Below are 17,949 nucleotides of genomic sequence, written 5' to 3'. Positions count from 1 at the left end.
TAGCATTTTACCCCTCTAATCCCTTCAGGAAAACTGAAGGGATTTTTTATTATTTTTCCGTAAATATCATGTTATAATTTTTGAAAAGTAAAGGGAGGGAAGCACGTTGATAGATGCATTAGATGTAATGAGTAACTTGGATAAAGTCCTTCCTTATTATCAAGCTATTTTTAGTGCTGATGAGCATACTGTAATTGGATATGAAGTAGTAGGACGTATTCAAACAGAAGAGGGCATACAAAGTTTAGCTTCTTTCTTTCACGATGATTCGATTCCAAGTGAATTTCAACTGGAAGCGGATAATATTATAGTAGAAAAAGCTTTAAATCGTTATTTAGAAAGCGATCAAAAATTATTATTATTTATACATCGGAATGCTAATGTATTAATGAATGATGATGATGAAAGCTTGCTTCAACTTTTATTGAGGTATGAAGAACAAGGTTTAAATTTAAAACAAATTGTTTTAGAGATTACAGAGCATGAATGTAAAGAAGATATAGAGCAATTTAATCATTTGCTTATGTATTATCGTACATATGGTATTCAAATTTCGATTAATAAGGTCGGAACGGGCACAAGTAATTTAGAGCGTATTAGCGTGTTAGCACCTGATATTTTAAAAGTAGATTTAACGAATTTAAGGCAAACAGCACTTTTACAATCTTATCAAGATATTTTATATTCTTTATCATTACTTGCTAGAAGAATTGGTGCAACTTTGTTATATGAAGAAATAGATGCTTTTTATCAACTGCAATATGCTTGGAAGAACGGTGGAAGATATTATCAAGGTAATTATTTGAAAGAATGTTTACCTGATTTTATTGAAACGAATGTTTTGAAAGAGCGACTTGGTAATGAATGTCATCAGTTTATTCAGCATGAAAAGAAGAAGTTACAAAAAATTTATAATTTGACAGAGATGTTACGCGATCGCATTGGCGATGTTTTATCAAAACAAAAAAAGAATGAAGATATAAATGATTGGTTATTACAATTTAGTCAAAGTGTATCACAGTGTAGTTTTCGTATATTTATTTGTAATGAAGATGGTTTCCAACAATCAGGAAATGTTATGAAAAAAGATGGAGAATGGATTGTGATGCCGGATTATTATATGAAGAACTGGAGTTGGCGCCCGTATTTTCTCGAGAATATCATGAAAATGCGTTTTGAGAATAAGGCAAGGCTTTCAGATTTATATGCAGATATCGAAACGGGCGAAATGGTACGAACATTTTCTTTCCCAATAGATGATGACAACTTTTTATTTATAGATTTATCTTATGAATATTTATATGAAGAAGATGTTTTATTTTAATGCACGAAGAGATTCGTGCATTTTTTGTTTGTTTTTATCATAAATTGGTAATAGTGAAAATGGTGATGAAAATGCTGTCTATCGTTGTAAAGATTTTACGAACGAAATCTGTCCTTTCTTTGCATAATCATTGTTACAATGAATACTACAAAGACAAGTTCTTTTAAAAGGAAGGTGAAAAAATGAGGAAATATGGAATATGGCTTGTTCTATTTGTATGTGTTGCCTTTCTAGTTGGTTATAGTGTTACGACTGTTTTAGGGAAAGAGGAAGTGAAAGTTGATCGGAAAGAAGTATTTACAACGATACAAAAAGGCTATGAAACCCAGTTTTCAATTCGTGGGAAGCATTTGCCGATGAATAAGATGATAGAGACGTTATCACCGTATTTTACAGATAATTTCCTTCAAGTGTTTACAGATGAAAATAGTAGAAGTGATAAACAAAGTGGTGAATATTTACTTCCGGCAAAAGAAGCACCGTTTTCTTTTAATTCAGAAACGAAAATGTCGTATGATGAAGAACATAAAAATTTATATGTATATGAGCGGACAAAAAGTGGACAATATCAAATTGTAACATTGAAAAGAGATCAAGATAAATGGAAGTTAGCAGGATATCATGAAAGTCAGGAACTCTTAACTGAAATAAAAAGGTTGCAACAATTATAAAGTGAAACTTTTAACCAGTGGGAGGGATTACTAGCCCATCTAACTCCTTTGCTTTAGCTAAATTTTTTGGGTTTTACTACCTACAAATAGCGGGATAAGAATAGGAATAGGCATTTACCTATTCCTATTCTATATTGAGTAGTTTTTGTAACTTTTCAATTTGAAAACCTGCAACTACTTCGCCATCAATTACGACTGTTGGAGTTGAATAAGAATCATAGTCGTTTAAAAGACGATTGCGAGCAGCAGCGTCTTTTTTTACGTCAAATTCTTCATATGCAACGTTATTATGCTTCAAAAATTCTTTAACAATAACACATGGCGGACAATCAGGTTGTGTATAAACCTCAATTTTTTTCATTGTAATTCCTCCTTTTTTCTGTTTTTTATTATATTCTTCCAGTATAAAAACCGCAATAAAGAAGGGGAAATATGTTCTTTCTGTTTTTTCCTTCGCATTTCGACAAATTTTTAGTTGAGTTTCTGGCCAATAACCTTTATCCTAGAGTGTGGAACATTTTTTCTGTTATGACGGATAGAATGAGTATAGCTGTAAAACCTATTGGTAGGAAGATCAGAGAAAGGAGAGATTTCATGTCTCTACTCCAAGGAATTTTAACTCGACTTGTTAGTCTACAAGAACAAGCTGAAAGCGGTGAAGTAGCACAACGCTATTTTGAAGTGAACGGTGAGCGCAAATGTAGCGTGAAATTTTTCGATAAAAGTGAAATGTATGAGTTAGAAGTGTATCAACAAGGTGAAAAACCTCAAGTGTACCAATTCGATAATATCGACATGGTTGCAATTGAGATTTACGATATCATTTCTTGATACATATAAAAAAGGTACTGCCATGTGGCAGTACCTTTTTTAGTTCTATTACTTTCCAGCGTAATGTATAGAAGTTTTTTATTTTTCCTACAATGGTATTAAAATGAAAATTTAATCTGTGTAAGTTTGCCTATCTATGTGGATAAGTAGTCCCGCTAACCGGATGAATATGTGAAGCTAAACTTCTCACAATTGCTGGGTTCTGCAAATAGTGGGAGAAATATAACTAGGAGGTTATCGTATGGAACATTTACCAATTGTGATTTGTCCTAATTGTCAAAGTTCTGCTGAGATTATTCATGTATTAACGGCTCAATCTAATCAAAATGTAATTTATACGTGCCAAGTTTGTCACTTTGTAATTCGAAATATTGAAACGAATAAAGGATAGGAAGTTATAATTTTAGTTTTTGTCCCATACAATGAGAATACGAAAAGTCTGTCTAATTGAAAGGACGTGACTCTGTGGACGGTGCACATAAATTTTACAATGTTTCAGAGAGACATTTAAATTTTGATATGGTCTTTAACCGTATTTGTAGTTTCATTGAAAAGGATCCACGAAATTTATATCGATTATCCATTGGGACAGACTCGCAAGCACATCAAAAGGATACGAGGTTTATTACAGCAATCCATATTCATCGTGTTGGAAAAGGTGCCTGGGGTTGTTTACACCATAGATCAGTAAAAGATAAGCCAGCAACCTTACGTGAGAAAATATATTTAGAAACGCAGTTTAGTCAAGAAATCGCATGTCTATTTACACCTACTCATATACAAACAATATGGGAGTTATTGCATCCTTATGCTCAAGATGGGGCTGGATTCATAATGGAAATTCATTTAGACATTGGGAATGATGGTTTAACAAAGGAATTTATTTTAGATATGACAGAAAAAATTCGAGCGATGGGATTAACTGCAAAAATTAAGCCGGATGCTTATGCGGCGTTTAGCTATGCAAATCGATATACGAAATGATTTTTTGTATGTTTACAATTGCTACATATCTTTTGGTAAAAACTGAATATTACATCTATTAAATAGGTTAAATTTTTTATATAATAAGAGTAACGATGCGATTGTAAGGAGAGGGGTATATGCAAAGGGAAGTTGTTTTAACGAAGGAAGAAGAAAGTTTACTACTAGATATTTTATTTCAGCAAAATTATGCAAGTGAAATTTTAGCTGTGGAACTTACAGATATTGAGAATGGTTTGAAACAGACGGATGTGATGCAATATAAAAAAATCACAAGGTTATTTTACAGATTAAAAAATAAAGGGTATTAAGCGCTACCGGAATGGTAGTCTTTTTTTTGTGCTGTATGCTAAAATAGCTGTGTGATTGTATTTTTATTGAAATAAATTTAGGACAAAATAATAATATGAAAACGCTGTCATAAAATGTGAATAGAGTTATGAACATAAGCAGGAAAAAGGGAAAATGGGGGATGTAATATGATTAGTATTCCGAAAGACGAATTTCAACAAATTCTTGTGAAGGATTTAATGATTTCATCGGAAAAAGTAGCTCATGTCCAAATTGGAAATGGTTTAGAACATGCTTTACTCGTTCTTGTGAAATCTGGATATTCGGCGATACCTGTCTTAGATCCAATGTATAAATTACATGGTTTGATTAGTACTGCCATGATATTAGATGGTATGTTAGGATTAGAGCGTATTGAGTTTGAAAGACTTGATGATATGAAAGTAGAGCAGGTGATGAAGGAAGATATACCTTTTCTTAAATTAGAAGATTCATTTGCAAAAGCTTTAGAAATGACAATTGATCATCCTTTTATTTGTGCTGTTAATGAAGAAGGCTATTTTGAGGGGATTTTAACACGTCGTGCTATTTTAAAATTGTTGAATAAGAAAGTAAGGCAACATAATCGATAACGTGAGAAAAGTGACTTCATGGAAACGAAGAAGTCACTTTTTTTCGTGCATATCACTTGTGTATGTATTATATTTAAAAAGACATAAAACATAAGGAAAGTTTGCGCTGGAAAATTGTATTTTCTGAATGAAAGCTTGTTGAAATAAGGTGTATGGAAGCTAAGGAAAGAGGGAGAAAGTTGCAAATTGATGATTTTCAAATGATGGTTGTGTTAGCTCAGGAATCAAATATGAGAAAAGCGGCGGAACGTTTATTTGTTTCCCAACCTGCGCTGAGTCAACGATTACAATCTATGGAGAAACAATGGGGAATGAAGTTTTTTATTCGCTCACAAAAAGGATTGACAATTACACCTGAAGGGGAAAAAGTTGCAAATTATGCCAAAGAAATGTTGCAAAAGGAAGAGGATATAAAAAGTGAGCTAGCTGTTTTTAGAACGGAAACTCATGGAACGTTAAAAATAGCTGTTGCATCAGTTATTGGTCAATATTGGCTTCCTCCTGTTTTGAAAAAGTTTGTGCATAAATATCCTTCTGTAAAGATATCACTGTTTACTGGTTGGAGTAGTGAAGTGCAAAAGCAGTTTTATGAAGGAGACGTTCATGTTGCTATACTGAGGGGAACACAAGAATATAAAGGTCAAAAGCAAAAATTATTTGAAGATGAACTGTATTTAGTTGATAAAGAAATAAAAGATATTTCGATGCTAAAAGAAACAAATAGGCCGTTCATTCAATTTAAAAGTGACTCGACTTATTATGGACAAATACAAAATTGGTGGTATGGTTTATTTTCTAATCCGCCTAAGCGAACGATTGTAGTTGACCAAATTGAAACATGCAAACAACTTGTTTTAAATGGTATAGGTTATGCCCTTTTACCTTCTACTGTTTTAAAGGAAGTACAGGGAAATATGTATAAAACACCTGTTCAATTGACGAGAGAAACATGGTTGTTAACAAGTGACTCAGCAAGGCAGTTGAAGCAAGTACAAGCATTTTTAGAAATTATAGAAGAAATTCAAAGGGAAAAATAAGATTATTATCTTGCTACTCGCTCTTTCGTTTGGTAGAGTAACATTATAAATGGATTTAGGAGGCAACAAGAATGAAAATGATGGACGCTAACGAAATTATTTCGTTTATTCAAAAAAGTGAAAAGAAAACTCCTGTAAAGGTATACATAAAAGGGGATTTAAAAGAAGTAACATTCCCTGAAACAGTACAAGCATTTGTGAATAAAAAATCAGGTGTATTATTCGGAGAATGGTCTGAAATTAAGACAATTCTTGATGAGAATAATAAGCACATCGTTGACTACGTTGTAGAAAACGATCGTCGTAATTCTGCAATCCCAATGCTTGATTTAAAAGGTATTAAAGCTCGCATCGAGCCAGGTGCTATTATTCGTGACCATGTTGAAATTGGTGACAACGCTGTAATTATGATGAATGCAACAATTAACATTGGTGCTGTAATTGGTGAAGGTTCTATGATCGACATGAACGCAGTACTTGGTGGACGTGCAACAGTCGGTAAAAACTGTCACGTAGGTGCAGGTGCTGTACTTGCAGGTGTTATTGAGCCACCTTCTGCGAAACCAGTTATCGTTGAAGATGATGTAGTAATCGGTGCAAACGTAGTTGTTTTAGAGGGTGTTACAGTAGGTAAAGGTGCAGTTGTAGCAGCGGGAGCTGTTGTAACAGAAGATGTGCCTCCATACACAGTTGTTGCAGGTACTCCAGCACGTGTAATTAAAGAAATTGATGAGAAGACAAAAGCAAAAACAGAAATTAAACAAGAGCTTCGTCAATTAAACCCAGAGAAATAAAAAGCAAAAAAGCGTAAGAGCGTAAATGGGCTCTTACGCTTTTTATAGATAGAGGTGCAAAAATGACAGTAAGCAAATTTGTCCAAATTCGTAGAGATCTACATAGAATTCCAGAAATCGGATTTAAGGAGTGGAAAACACAACAGTATATTTTAGATTATATAGGAACGCTTTCTCATGAATTTGTGGAAGTGAAGACATGGAAAACGGGTGTAATCGTTAAAGTAAATGGAAAAAATCCAGAAAAAATAATAGGTTATCGTGCAGATATAGACGGTTTACCAATTACAGAGGAAACTGGATATGAGTTTGCTTCTATTCATGAAGGAATGATGCATGCATGTGGCCATGATGTACATACAACAATCGGTTTAGGCCTTCTAACGAAAGCTGTGAGCGAAAGAATAGATGATGACCTTGTATTTCTATTCCAGCCAGCAGAAGAAGGACCAGGCGGTGCTCTTCCTATGTTAGAAAGTGAAGAGTTAAAAGGATGGAAACCAAATATAATTCTTGGTCTTCATATTGCACCAGAATACGCTGTAGGGACAATTGCAACGAAAGAAGGACTGTTATTTGCCAATACTTCAGAATTATATATTGATTTAAAAGGGAAAGGTGGCCATGCTGCCTATCCGCATACTGCAAATGATATGATTGTTGCAGCGAGTCATCTTGTTACACAGCTTCAATCCGTTATTAGTCGCAATGTAAATCCTCTTGATAGTGCAGTAATTACAATCGGGAAAATTACAGGTGGTACGGTTCAAAATATTATTGCAGAAAAATCTCGTTTAGAAGGAACGATTCGAACATTATCAGTAGAATCAATGAAGCGTGTGAAAAGCAGAATTGAGGCAATTGTTGCAGGTATCGAAGCTTCTTTCCAGTGTGAGGCGATTATAGATTACGGAGCAATGTATCATCAAGTATATAACCATGAAGAGTTAACGAGAGAGTTTATGCAATTTGTACATAAACAAACAGATATGAATGTTATTACATGTACTGAGGCAATGACAGGTGAAGATTTTGGTTATATGCTTCGAGAAATCCCTGGATTTATGTTTTGGCTTGGAGTAAATTCAGAATATGGTTTACATCATGCGAAATTAAAGCCAGATGAAGAAGTGATTGAAAAGGCAATTACATTTTTAAGCCAATATGTAAAGTGGAAAGGGAATAGAAAATAAAACTTCCGCTTTCTTGAAGTTTCCAAAATTTTTTTGTTCTGAGGTGTAAGTAACGCTCGTATAGATTGATTTTAGACATTTACATACAAATGAAAGAATAAAGTTAATTGGACTGTTTTAATAATGAGCAGGGGGTTTTTAGCCACTGCTCATTATTAATTATTTGACTAACTTATATATGTTTACTTTTAGTATGAAAAGTGTGTAAAATCAATGTGAAACATAGAAAAAAGGGTGGGGAATTACGTGCAAATTAGCAGTGCGATTTTATGTTTCGTCTTATATGCGTATGTTATTATTGCGGCGGTTTATTTTGGGATAAGTTTTTATGCCTATCGTCTAGTAGATAATAATGAATATGACGAAACATACAAATGGGTGAAGAGATATTTATCACCTGTACTAGAAATTATGAATGGGTTTGTGCTCTTTTTATTTATTGGATTAATTGCTTTCTCAACGAGTTTAGTAGGGAATAAAACTACGTTATTTGTATTGGGTATCATTATTTTTATGCTGTTAGGAATAAGGATTGGTAATACGGTCTTTTGGAATGAAAGAAAAGTAGATGGTTGGACGGGAATGTTAATTCCGTGTATGTTAGCTGCAATCGTGACAAATATAGAACATGAATATTATCAATTACATTTTTGGCTCATTATCGTTTTAACAATTCTTTCTGTTTTGTATATAAGCACAGTAGTACTAACATATATTGCACATGAAAAAGGAGATGTTAAAGGCACTCGTTTCTTTAGAGGACGGGCATTATTTTGGAGTGTGCCGACGATGGCAGTTATCGCGCTTATTGCGATATTAGTAAATGGATATCAATTTACTAATTGGCAACTATTTTTAGAAAATTGGTGGATCTTTATCTTTTCGTTTATTGCTTTTTTAGGTGCAACGCATTATTTATTTCATCAACATCATTACATATGGGCGTTGTTATTTGCATTCACACAGCTGCTATTTGCCTTTTTTGGTCAAGAAACATTATTATTCGTTTTTGAAACATTTAGTTCGTTTGGAAATATATTTGTATTTGCTATGTTACTTGTTGGTATCGCTTTTTACTTGCAACAATATTTTTATATACAAAAACAAAAATAAGAGCTAATTACAGTTTTTGTGACGCATATAAAGTGTGTTACACTGAAAATAAATAGTACTTGAAGTTATTGGAGGAATTCCTGTGGGTGAGAAAGAAAAAGAATTTGCTGTCATTGGACTTGGTCGCTTTGGTGGAAGTATTTGCCGAGAACTAGCTCAATTAGGTATGGAAGTAATGGCAATCGATTCAGATGAGGATAAAATTAATGAATTTGCAAATATAGCTTCGCATGCTGTAATTGCAGATTCAACAGATGAGATGGTATTAAAAAGCCTTGGTATTCGAAATTTTGATCATGTAGTCGTTGCTATTGGAGATAATTTAAATTCAAGTATTTTAACGACTTTGATTTTGAAAGAGTTGGGTGTAAAAAATATTACTGTAAAAGCTCAAAATGATTATCATGAAAAAGTGTTAAGTAAAATAGGTGCAGATCATATTGTGCATCCAGAACGTGATATGGGAAAAAGGATTGCTAATAATATTGCATCAAGCAATGTGTTAGATTACCTTGAGCTTTCAGATGAGCATAGTATTGTAGAGATTATTGCGAATAAAAAAATTGATGGGCACTCTTTAATTGAATTAGATATTCGTGCGAAGTTTGGATTGAATATTGTAGCAATTAAACGAGGTAAAGAAGTTATCGTATCCCCTCGGGCTACGGAGAATATTCAAGCAGGAGATATATTAATTGTCATTGGTCATGACGATGAAGTGGATCGATTTAAACACTTTTTAAGATAAGAGAAAAGAAAAGGACAATGCCTTCATAGCATTGTCCTTTTTCTTATATTTCCATAATGATTGGTAAAATCATTGGACGGCGTTTCGTTTTCTCATATAGGAATGGAGCTAATGTGTCTGTAATTTCATTTTTAATTTCAGACCATTGTGTTGTTTTACGCTCCATTACTTTTTCTAAATGAGTTGTAATTAATGTTTGTGCATCATTGATTAAATCACTGCTTTCACGCATGTAAACGAAACCGCGTGAGATGATATCAGGTCCTGCTGCAACTTTAAATTCTTTCATATCAATGCTTACAACTACAATTACAAGTCCTTCTTCAGAAAGGATACGACGATCTCGTAATACGATATTGCCGATATCTCCAATACCGTTTCCATCAATGTAGACCGAACCAGATGGGATTTTTCCAGCTACGCTAGCTTCATCCGAACGTAAAGCAAGAACATCGCCATTATCCATAATGAAGCAATTTTCTTCAGGGATACCACAATCATTTGCTATGTTCATATGCATACGCTGCATACGATATTCACCATGAATTGGCATGAAGTACTTCGGTTTAATTAGACGTAACATTAACTTTTGTTCTTCTTGCCCACCGTGTCCACTTGTATGGATATTTGAAAGTTTCCCGTGAATTACATCAGCGCCAGCGCGGTACAACATGTTAATTGTACGACTTACGCTAATTGTATTTCCTGGAATTGGTGAAGAAGAGAACACAACTGTATCTCCAGGAATAATTTGAATTTGGCGGTGTGTACCGTTTGCAATACGTGAAAGTGCTGCCATCGGTTCACCTTGACTACCTGTACATAAAATAACAACTTTATTAGCTGGTAAGCGGTTTAGTTGAGATGCATCTATGAATGTATCTTTCGGGCAACGAATATAACCAAGGTTTTGTCCGATTTCAATCGCTGCTTCCATACTTCGACCAAACACAGCTACTTTACGGTTGTTTTCAACAGCAGCTTCAATAACTTGTTGTAAGCGGTGAATATTTGATGCAAAGGTTGCGAATATAATCCGTCCGTCTACTTTACGGAAAATGTCTTGAATGCTATCACCAACGCGACGCTCAGACATAGTAAAGTTTGGAACTTCACTGTTCGTACTATCAGATAATAGACATAGCACGCCATCTTTACCGATTTCAGCCATTTTTGTTAAATCAGCTGGTTCACCAACTGGTGTGAAATCAAATTTGAAATCACCTGTATGAACAACTTGACCTTGAGGTGTTTTCACAACAACGCCGTACGAATCTGGAATACTGTGAGTTGTACGGAAGAAGGATACAGACGTTTTTTTGAATTTAATAACGTCATCTTCTTGAATTTCGTAAAGTTTTGCTTTACGAAGTAAGCCGTGTTCTTCTAATTTATTTTTGATGAGTGCAATTGCTAATTTTCCGCCGTAAATCGGAATGTTCACTTGACGTAATAGATAAGGAATTCCGCCGATATGATCTTCGTGACCATGTGTAATGAATAACCCTTTAATTTTATCTTCGTTTCGCACAAAATAAGTGTAGTCTGGTATTACATAATCGATTCCGAGGAGTTCGTCCTCTGGAAATTTAATTCCAGCATCAATTATAATAATTTCATCTTGAAATTGAACAGCGTATGTATTTTTACCGATTTCACCAAGCCCACCGAGAGCAAATACAGCAACTTGGTCGTTTTTTAGAAATTTCATATCGCTATACGATTTCCGCTAATGTTAAATCAGCGTTTTCTTTTTCATATTCAAGATGAGCGCCAGTAACAGACTGAACAAACTCGATATTATATGCGAACTTATTTAATTTTGTACGAACATCTTTTTCAGACGTAGCCTCTAAATATAAAACTTTTGTATTTTCACGTACTGGAACCTCAGTTAATTTTTCTTGATAAAATACTTTAAAAATCATTTGGAAAACCTCTCCTTGTCTATGTTTTGCATTATCTGTTACTTATTATAAAGCAAACAGTCACGATTTTCATGTTTTTTCGAATGAGAATGAAGAAAAAGCCCGAAATGGGCACAAGTTAAGCGATTGTCTTTTTACGGACTAGACCGTTTAAATAACGCTTGAGCTTTTTCTTCAGCTTCTTCAGCATGATTACTCCTTCCTTTCCTTATTTTAAACATGCCTATTACTAGTGAAAACTCTATCTCTGATATAAGAGATAGGACAAAAGTGAATGGTGAATCTTGTCCTTTCCCATACAGTGAAAGTTATTCTATAGTAACGATTAGTAGCCGTTAGTTATAGGTATAGTATGAGGAAGAATGGAAAAGAAAATTCATCCGAACAAGTATCCACATGTTTTACTAATATATATATGCAAAGTTTATAAATAAGGTCAGAAAGGGAACGCTTTCTTCACAGATGTTTAATATGTTATACTTTTTTTTAGAATTTGAAAAGCGATATTCAAAATAGGAATATAGAGTGCCAGAAAGGATTTTGACAAATGAATGATAAAATTGTTTTTTTTGATATTGATGGAACATTATTAGATCATGATAAAAAAATTCCGCAATCTACACGAGATGCAGTAAAACAGTTACAAGAAAAAGGTGTACATGTAGCAATTGCGACAGGGCGCGCGCCATTTATGTTCGAAGATATTCGCAAGGAACTTAATATACATAATTATGTTAGTTTTAATGGACAATATGTTGTCTTTGAAGATGAGGTAATATTTAATAATCCGTTACATCCAGATGCTTTACATAAGTTTACTCAGTTTGCAAAACAAGAAGGATATCCACTTGTATACCTTGACCATCAAGATATGAGAGCATCAGTGGAATATCATGATTATGTGAAAGAAGGCTTTGGAAGCTTAAACTTCGAGCATCCCGCATATGAGCCTAATTTTTATGAGGAACGTAATATTTATCAAACACTACTTTTTTGTGAAGTAAATGAAGAGGAAAAGTTTATTAATCATTATCCAGATTTTCATTTTATTCGTTGGCATGCATATTCAATGGATATCATTCCGAATGGTGGTTCTAAGGCAAAAGGAATTGAGAAATATATTGAAAAGTTAGGTTTTAATCGTAATCAAGTGTATGCATTTGGAGATGGCTTAAATGATTTAGAAATGATCGAAGCCGTTGGCACAGGTATTGTGATGGGAAATGGCCATGAAGACTTGAAAAAACTTGCAAATCATGTGACAAAGGACGTTAGTGAAGACGGTATATATCATGGACTAAAGTGGGCTGGATTGCTGTAAGTGAATATGGAACCCATTTCATAATAAAAAGGCGGAAGATTAACTTCCGCCTTTTTATCCCGCTATTTGCCGGGTAGTAAGACCCCCACCTCAAAATTCAGCGAAAGCAAAGAAGTTAGGTGGGGGGGCTGCTGCCCGTAAAAGCCCGATTGGTGAGGGCTAATAATCAGTGGGGGATGAACAAAACCCCCACTGATTAAAGTTTCACTTTATTATTATCGCTCTAGAGGTTTGGAATCATCAGGAGCGACAAATGGATTTTCTTTATTAATATGGTCATAGAACATAACGCCATTTAAATGGTCAATCTCGTGCTGGAATACGATTGCTGGTAAACCTTTTAAACGTAATTTTACTTCTTCCCCGTTAATAGAAGTTGCTTTTACTGTAATTCTTGTATAACGAGGAACATAACCAGGTACTTCGCGGTCTACAGATAGACAGCCTTCACCGCCCTGTAAATATGTACGTTCAACAGAATGGCTAATGATTTTTGGATTGAATAATGCATGGCTATATAATGTACCGTCCGCATCGGTTACATGAACTGCAATCATTTTTTTTGAAACACCGATTTGCGGAGCCGCTAATCCGATTCCAGGGCGTAAACTATATTTTTCAGCCATTTCAGGATCTTGGCTATTTATTACAAATTCAATCATTTCTTTTAAGGTAGTTGTATCTTCTTCGCTTGCCGGTAATGACACCTCTTCTGCAACGTTGCGCAAAATAGGATCTCCTTCGCGAATAACATCTTTCATTGTAAGCATATGTAATCTCTCCTTTCCTCTTTAGTCTACCAAAGGAGATGGAAAAAGTCATCGGCAAGAAAGGGAAGGCATTTTGGAAATCGTTCTATTATAGAGTAGTTATGTATGTAATAAAAAGAAAAAGACGGCAAAGCCGTCTTTTTCTTTCCATAGTTGTTTCGTTTTACATTAGCGAATGCAAGCAGCACCAACGATAATTAAAAGAATAAACAACACAACGATTAAGGCGAAGCCGCGTCCAGATCCGCCACAAGAACCGCCATAACCGTAGGAAGGATATGAACAAGTTGGATAGCAATATGAGTATCCGTACATGAGATGACCTCCTTTATCATTTCCCGCTAATACTGCGGTTATTATAATGTATGGAAGAGAGGGTAGGAATGTATAGGTATTTACCTAAAAAAGGAAGAGTAGTTTGTATATTTTTGTTACGAAGAGAGAAAAACTAAAGAGAATTAAATCGTTTACATATTATTCTAAGAGAAAAAATAAGTGAAAAAGGGAATAATATAACAGTAGGTCAATGCTTACTAATACAGATGTAAAAAATAAAAACACGTTTGTGTAGTAGAAACCTGCATATTATTTATAAAAAAACGTATTCAAAGTAATTGACATCGTAATTAGAATAGTTGTAAACTAAAAAACGTGATCAAGATTGTATTAATATGTTTCTGAAAAAACATTAGTACAGATTGTTAGGTACACAAAATTATTCTCAACCGACAGACAAACATGTTGGTTTACATCGTTGCGCTTTTTAAACTGGAAAATAGCCAGTGAAAGCGTTTCAGAATATGGTTCAAGAGAGGAAGAGGTGAACGGAATGGGTACTAAAACAAAAAAGACCCTATTTAATGTTGATGAGCAAATGAAAGCTATCGCAGCTCAATTTGAAACATTACAAATTTTAAATGAAAACGGTGAAGTTGTGAATGAAGCAGCTATGCCTGAATTATCTGATGATCAATTAAAAGAATTAATGCGTCGTATGGTGTATACTCGCGTATTAGATCAACGTTCTATTTCTTTAAACCGTCAAGGACGTTTAGGTTTTTACGCACCTACAGCTGGACAAGAAGCTTCTCAATTAGCGAGTCATTTCGCACTTGAAGCAGAAGACTTCATCTTACCAGGATACCGTGATGTACCACAATTAGTATGGCACGGATTACCATTATACCAAGCATTCTTATTCTCTCGTGGACACTTCATGGGTAACCAAATGCCTGAGAATGTAAATGCATTAGCTCCACAAATCATTATCGGTGCGCAAATCATCCAAACTGCTGGTGTTGCGTTAGGTATGAAACTACGTGGTAAAAAATCTGTTGCAATTACTTACACTGGTGACGGTGGTGCTTCACAAGGTGACTTCTACGAAGGTATGAACTTTGCAGGTGCATTCAAAGCTCCAGCGATCTTCGTTGTTCAAAACAACCGTTATGCAATCTCTACTCCAGTAGAAAAGCAATCTGCAGCTAAAACTGTAGCACAAAAAGCAGTAGCAGCAGGTATTTACGGAATTCAAGTAGACGGTATGGATCCATTAGCTGTATATGCAGCAACTGCTTTCGCTCGTGAGCGCGCAGTAAATGGCGAAGGCCCTACTTTAATCGAGACTTTAACATTCCGTTACGGTCCACATACAATGGCTGGTGATGACCCAACTCGTTACCGTACAAAAGATATCGAAAACGAATGGGAACAAAAAGACCCAATCGTACGCTTCCGTAAGTTCTTAGAAGCTAAAGGCCTATGGTCTCAAGAAGTTGAAGAGACAGTAATCGAAGAAGCAAAAGAAGACATCAAACAAGCAATTGCTAAGGCTGACCAAGCTCCAAAACAAAAAGTAACTGATTTAATGGAAATCATGTACGAAAAAATGCCTTACAACTTAGCTGAACAATATGAAATCTACAAAGAAAAGGAGTCGAAGTAAGCCATGGCTCAAATGACAATGATTCAAGCAATCACTGATGCTTTACGCGTTGAAATGAAAAATGATCCTAACGTACTTGTATTTGGTGAAGACGTTGGTGTAAACGGCGGTGTATTCCGTGCTACTGAAGGTTTACAAGCTGAATTTGGTGAAGATCGTGTAATGGATACTCCACTTGCAGAGTCTGGTATTGGTGGACTTGCAGTTGGTCTTGCACTTGAAGGATTCCGTCCAGTTCCAGAAATCCAATTCTTCGGTTTCGTTTTTGAAGTAATGGATTCAATTTCTGGTCAATTGGCTCGTATGCGTTACCGTTCTGGTGGACGTTGGACTGCTCCAGTAACAGTTCGTTCTCCATTCGGTGGTGGTGTTCATACTCCTGAACTACATGCTGATAGCTTAGAAGGATTAGTGGCTCAACAACCTGGTCTAAAAGTTGTTATTCCATCTACTCCATACGATGCTAAAGGTCTTTTAATCTCTGCGATTCGTGACAACGATCCAGTAATCTACTTAGAGCATATGAAATTGTATCGTTCATTCCGTCAAGATGTACCAGAAGGCGAATACACAATTGATTTAGGTAAAGCTGATATCAAACGTGAAGGTACAGATGTATCTGTTATCGCTTACGGTGCTATGGTTCACGCTGCATTAAAAGCTGCTGAAGAACTTGAAAAAGAAGGTATCTCTTTAGAGGTTGTTGACTTACGTACAGTTCAACCATTAGATATTGAAACAATCATCGCTTCTGTTGAAAAAACAGGTCGCGTAGTTGTAGTTCAAGAAGCTCAAAAACAAGCTGGTATTGCAGCTAACGTTGTAGCGGAAATTAACGACCGTGCAATCTTAAACTTAGAAGCTCCAGTTGTACGTGTTGCAGCTGCTGACACAGTATTCCCATTCTCTCAAGCAGAGAGCGTATGGTTACCAAACCACAAAGATATTGTTGAAGCTGTAAACAAAGTAATGAACTTCTAATTTTTAGCTTTTCATGTGCAAAAGAAATCAGCACATGCTGGTTTCTTTTGTACATATTCCATAATAATGAAATGAATCAGGGGGCTGAATTCCGTGGCATTTGAATTTAAACTACCAGATATCGGTGAAGGTATCCACGAAGGTGAAATCGTAAAATGGTTTATTAAACCAGGCGATGAAGTAAACGAAGACGATGTACTTCTTGAAGTACAAAATGATAAAGCAGTAGTAGAAATCCCTTCTCCTGTTAAAGGTAAAGTACTTGAAGTACTTGTAGAAGAAGGAACAGTTGCAATCGTAGGAGATACATTAATTAAATTTGATGCTCCTGGATACGAAAACCTTAAATTTAAAGGTGACGATCATGATGAAGCTCCAAAAGCTGAAGAAGCAGCAGTAGAAGCTCCAGCAGCGGAAGCTACTCCAGCAGCAACTGCAGAAGTAGTAAATGAGCGCGTAATCGCTATGCCATCTGTTCGTAAATACGCTCGTGAAAAAGGTGTAGACATTCATAAAGTAGCTGGTACTGGTAAGAATGGCCGTATCGTAAAAGCTGACATCGATGCATTTGCAAATGGTGGACAAACTGTAGCAGCAACTGAGGCTCCAGCAGCAGTAGAAGCTACTCCAGCAGCAGCGAAAGAAGAAGCACCAAAAGCACAACCAATTCCAGCTGGTGAATATCCAGAAACTCGTGAGAAAATGAGTGGTATCCGTAAAGCGATTGCGAAAGCAATGGTTAACTCTAAGCATACAGCTCCTCACGTAACATTAATGGATGAAGTTGATGTAACTGAGCTTGTTGCTCACCGTAAGAAGTTCAAAGCAGTAGCAGCTGACAAAGGTATTAAATTAACTTACCTTCCATACGTTGTTAAAGCTTTAACATCTGCATTACGTGAATACCCAATGTTAAACACTTCTTTAGACGATGCATCTCAAGAAGTAGTTCATAAACATTACTTCAACATCGGTATCGCAGCTGATACAGACAAAGGTCTATTAGTACCAGTTGTTAAAGATACAGATCGCAAGTCTATCTTCACTATTTCTAACGAGATCAATGATCTTGCTGGTAAAGCACGTGAAGGTCGTCTAGCTCCAACTGAAATGAAAGGTGCTTCTTGCACAATTACAAACATTGGTTCTGCAGGTGGACAATGGTTCACTCCAGTTATCAATCACCCAGAAGTAGCAATCCTTGGTATCGGCCGTATCGCTGAAAAACCAGTTGTGAAAAATGGTGAAATCGTTGCAGCTCCAGTATTAGCATTATCTCTAAGCTTTGACCATCGTTTAATTGACGGCGCAACTGCTCAAAAAGCGTTAAACCAAATTAAACGTCTATTGAATGACCCACAATTATTAGTAATGGAGGCGTAATAA

Annotated in this window: 21 protein-coding genes; 16 read left to right on the top strand and 5 right to left on the bottom strand. The window is 35.4% G+C overall.

All coding sequences use genetic code 11. From position 1 onward, the window contains the following. Positions 1–106 precede the first annotated feature (106 nt). The gene (locus tag MHI26_RS20585) at positions 107–1,324 is read left to right on the top strand and encodes an EAL domain-containing protein (protein ID WP_000564306.1); all 1,218 of its coding nucleotides are present in this window, start codon (positions 107–109) and stop codon (positions 1,322–1,324) included. Between the two features lie 182 nt (positions 1,325–1,506). After that, positions 1,507–1,995 (top strand): DUF3993 domain-containing protein, encoded by a 489-nt coding sequence (locus MHI26_RS20580; RefSeq protein ID WP_001233817.1) that lies wholly within the window; start codon positions 1,507–1,509, stop codon positions 1,993–1,995. A gap of 124 nt (positions 1,996–2,119) precedes the next feature. On the opposite strand, the gene MHI26_RS20575 is transcribed toward MHI26_RS20580, so the two are convergent. Continuing rightward, positions 2,120–2,356 (bottom strand): glutaredoxin family protein, encoded by a 237-nt coding sequence (locus tag MHI26_RS20575; protein WP_000717872.1) that lies wholly within the window; start codon positions 2,354–2,356, stop codon positions 2,120–2,122. A gap of 233 nt (positions 2,357–2,589) precedes the next feature. On the opposite strand from MHI26_RS20575, the gene MHI26_RS20570 reads away from it, so the two are divergent. From MHI26_RS20570 to MHI26_RS20525, 10 genes are all read left to right on the top strand, one after another. Further along, on the top strand, positions 2,590–2,826 hold the full coding sequence (locus MHI26_RS20570; protein WP_000055151.1) for a YkuJ family protein: 237 nt from the start codon (positions 2,590–2,592) through the stop codon (positions 2,824–2,826). A gap of 241 nt (positions 2,827–3,067) precedes the next feature. Continuing rightward, complete coding sequence (locus tag MHI26_RS20565; RefSeq protein ID WP_000400649.1) at positions 3,068–3,217, top strand: hypothetical protein; 150 nt, start codon at positions 3,068–3,070, stop codon at positions 3,215–3,217. Between the two features lie 74 nt (positions 3,218–3,291). Continuing rightward, a complete protein-coding gene (locus tag MHI26_RS20560; protein WP_000348489.1) occupies positions 3,292–3,810 on the top strand; it encodes a ribonuclease H-like YkuK family protein in 519 nt (172 codons plus the stop codon). Between the two features lie 119 nt (positions 3,811–3,929). After that, positions 3,930–4,121, top strand: a complete 192-nt coding sequence (gene abbA / locus MHI26_RS20555; RefSeq protein ID WP_001188692.1) for an antirepressor AbbA — start codon at positions 3,930–3,932, stop codon at positions 4,119–4,121. Between the two features lie 168 nt (positions 4,122–4,289). Further along, positions 4,290–4,733 (top strand): cyclic-di-AMP-binding protein CbpB, encoded by a 444-nt coding sequence (gene cbpB / locus MHI26_RS20550; protein ID WP_000623573.1) that lies wholly within the window; start codon positions 4,290–4,292, stop codon positions 4,731–4,733. Between the two features lie 152 nt (positions 4,734–4,885). Further along, positions 4,886–5,770 carry a LysR family transcriptional regulator gene (locus tag MHI26_RS20545; protein ID WP_061666350.1) on the top strand — a complete coding sequence of 295 codons (885 nt, stop codon included), beginning with the start codon at positions 4,886–4,888 and terminating at the stop codon, positions 5,768–5,770. Between the two features lie 71 nt (positions 5,771–5,841). Next, positions 5,842–6,564: a 2,3,4,5-tetrahydropyridine-2,6-dicarboxylate N-acetyltransferase gene (dapD, locus tag MHI26_RS20540; protein WP_000783241.1), complete on the top strand. Its 723-nt coding sequence runs from the start codon at positions 5,842–5,844 to the stop codon at positions 6,562–6,564. Positions 6,565–6,626: 62 nt separating this feature from the next. Beyond that, on the top strand, positions 6,627–7,757 hold the full coding sequence (locus MHI26_RS20535) for an N-acetyldiaminopimelate deacetylase (protein WP_061666351.1): 1,131 nt from the start codon (positions 6,627–6,629) through the stop codon (positions 7,755–7,757). Between the two features lie 246 nt (positions 7,758–8,003). Then, the gene (locus tag MHI26_RS20530) at positions 8,004–8,870 is read left to right on the top strand and encodes a cytochrome c oxidase assembly protein (RefSeq protein ID WP_001167323.1); all 867 of its coding nucleotides are present in this window, start codon (positions 8,004–8,006) and stop codon (positions 8,868–8,870) included. 82 nt (positions 8,871–8,952) lie between these two features. Then, positions 8,953–9,618 carry a potassium channel family protein gene (locus tag MHI26_RS20525; protein WP_000504032.1) on the top strand — a complete coding sequence of 222 codons (666 nt, stop codon included), beginning with the start codon at positions 8,953–8,955 and terminating at the stop codon, positions 9,616–9,618. Between the two features lie 43 nt (positions 9,619–9,661). Here the strand turns inward: MHI26_RS20525 and rnjA are convergent, their stop codons facing one another. Both rnjA and MHI26_RS20515 read right to left on the bottom strand, forming a co-directional pair. After that, positions 9,662–11,329 carry a ribonuclease J1 gene (gene rnjA / locus MHI26_RS20520; RefSeq protein WP_000670375.1) on the bottom strand — a complete coding sequence of 556 codons (1,668 nt, stop codon included), beginning with the start codon at positions 11,327–11,329 and terminating at the stop codon, positions 9,662–9,664. A gap of 4 nt (positions 11,330–11,333) precedes the next feature. After that, positions 11,334–11,546: a DNA-dependent RNA polymerase subunit epsilon gene (locus MHI26_RS20515; protein WP_000576435.1), complete on the bottom strand. Its 213-nt coding sequence runs from the start codon at positions 11,544–11,546 to the stop codon at positions 11,334–11,336. A gap of 547 nt (positions 11,547–12,093) precedes the next feature. Here MHI26_RS20515 and MHI26_RS20510 point away from each other — a divergent pair. Further along, entirely contained in the window at positions 12,094–12,867 is a 774-nt protein-coding gene (locus tag MHI26_RS20510) for a Cof-type HAD-IIB family hydrolase (protein WP_000998276.1), read from the top strand. Between the two features lie 215 nt (positions 12,868–13,082). Here MHI26_RS20510 and def read toward each other — a convergent pair whose 3' ends face one another. Beyond that, positions 13,083–13,637: a peptide deformylase gene (def, locus tag MHI26_RS20505; protein ID WP_000957050.1), complete on the bottom strand. Its 555-nt coding sequence runs from the start codon at positions 13,635–13,637 to the stop codon at positions 13,083–13,085. A gap of 168 nt (positions 13,638–13,805) precedes the next feature. After that, on the bottom strand, positions 13,806–13,952 hold the full coding sequence (locus MHI26_RS20500) for a YjcZ family sporulation protein (RefSeq protein WP_000274562.1): 147 nt from the start codon (positions 13,950–13,952) through the stop codon (positions 13,806–13,808). Between the two features lie 514 nt (positions 13,953–14,466). Here MHI26_RS20500 and pdhA point away from each other — a divergent pair. The 3 genes from pdhA to pdhC all read left to right on the top strand — a co-directional run bounded on the left by pdhA (position 14,467) and on the right by pdhC (position 17,946). Beyond that, positions 14,467–15,582, top strand: a complete 1,116-nt coding sequence (pdhA, locus tag MHI26_RS20495) for a pyruvate dehydrogenase E1 component subunit alpha (protein WP_000536895.1) — start codon at positions 14,467–14,469, stop codon at positions 15,580–15,582. A gap of 3 nt (positions 15,583–15,585) precedes the next feature. Continuing rightward, positions 15,586–16,563 carry a pyruvate dehydrogenase complex E1 component subunit beta gene (gene pdhB, locus MHI26_RS20490; RefSeq protein ID WP_000068163.1) on the top strand — a complete coding sequence of 326 codons (978 nt, stop codon included), beginning with the start codon at positions 15,586–15,588 and terminating at the stop codon, positions 16,561–16,563. A gap of 93 nt (positions 16,564–16,656) precedes the next feature. Beyond that, a complete protein-coding gene (gene pdhC / locus MHI26_RS20485) occupies positions 16,657–17,946 on the top strand; it encodes a pyruvate dehydrogenase complex dihydrolipoyllysine-residue acetyltransferase (protein ID WP_000863420.1) in 1,290 nt (429 codons plus the stop codon). Positions 17,947–17,949: the final 3 nt, after the last annotated feature.

Source organism: Bacillus sp. FSL K6-1218 (assembly GCF_038006445.1).
Classification (GTDB): domain Bacteria; phylum Bacillota; class Bacilli; order Bacillales; family Bacillaceae_G; genus Bacillus_A; species Bacillus_A thuringiensis_S.
The sequence above is the reverse complement of the archived record's forward strand: the minus strand, read 5'-3'. Positions and strand labels throughout refer to the sequence as shown.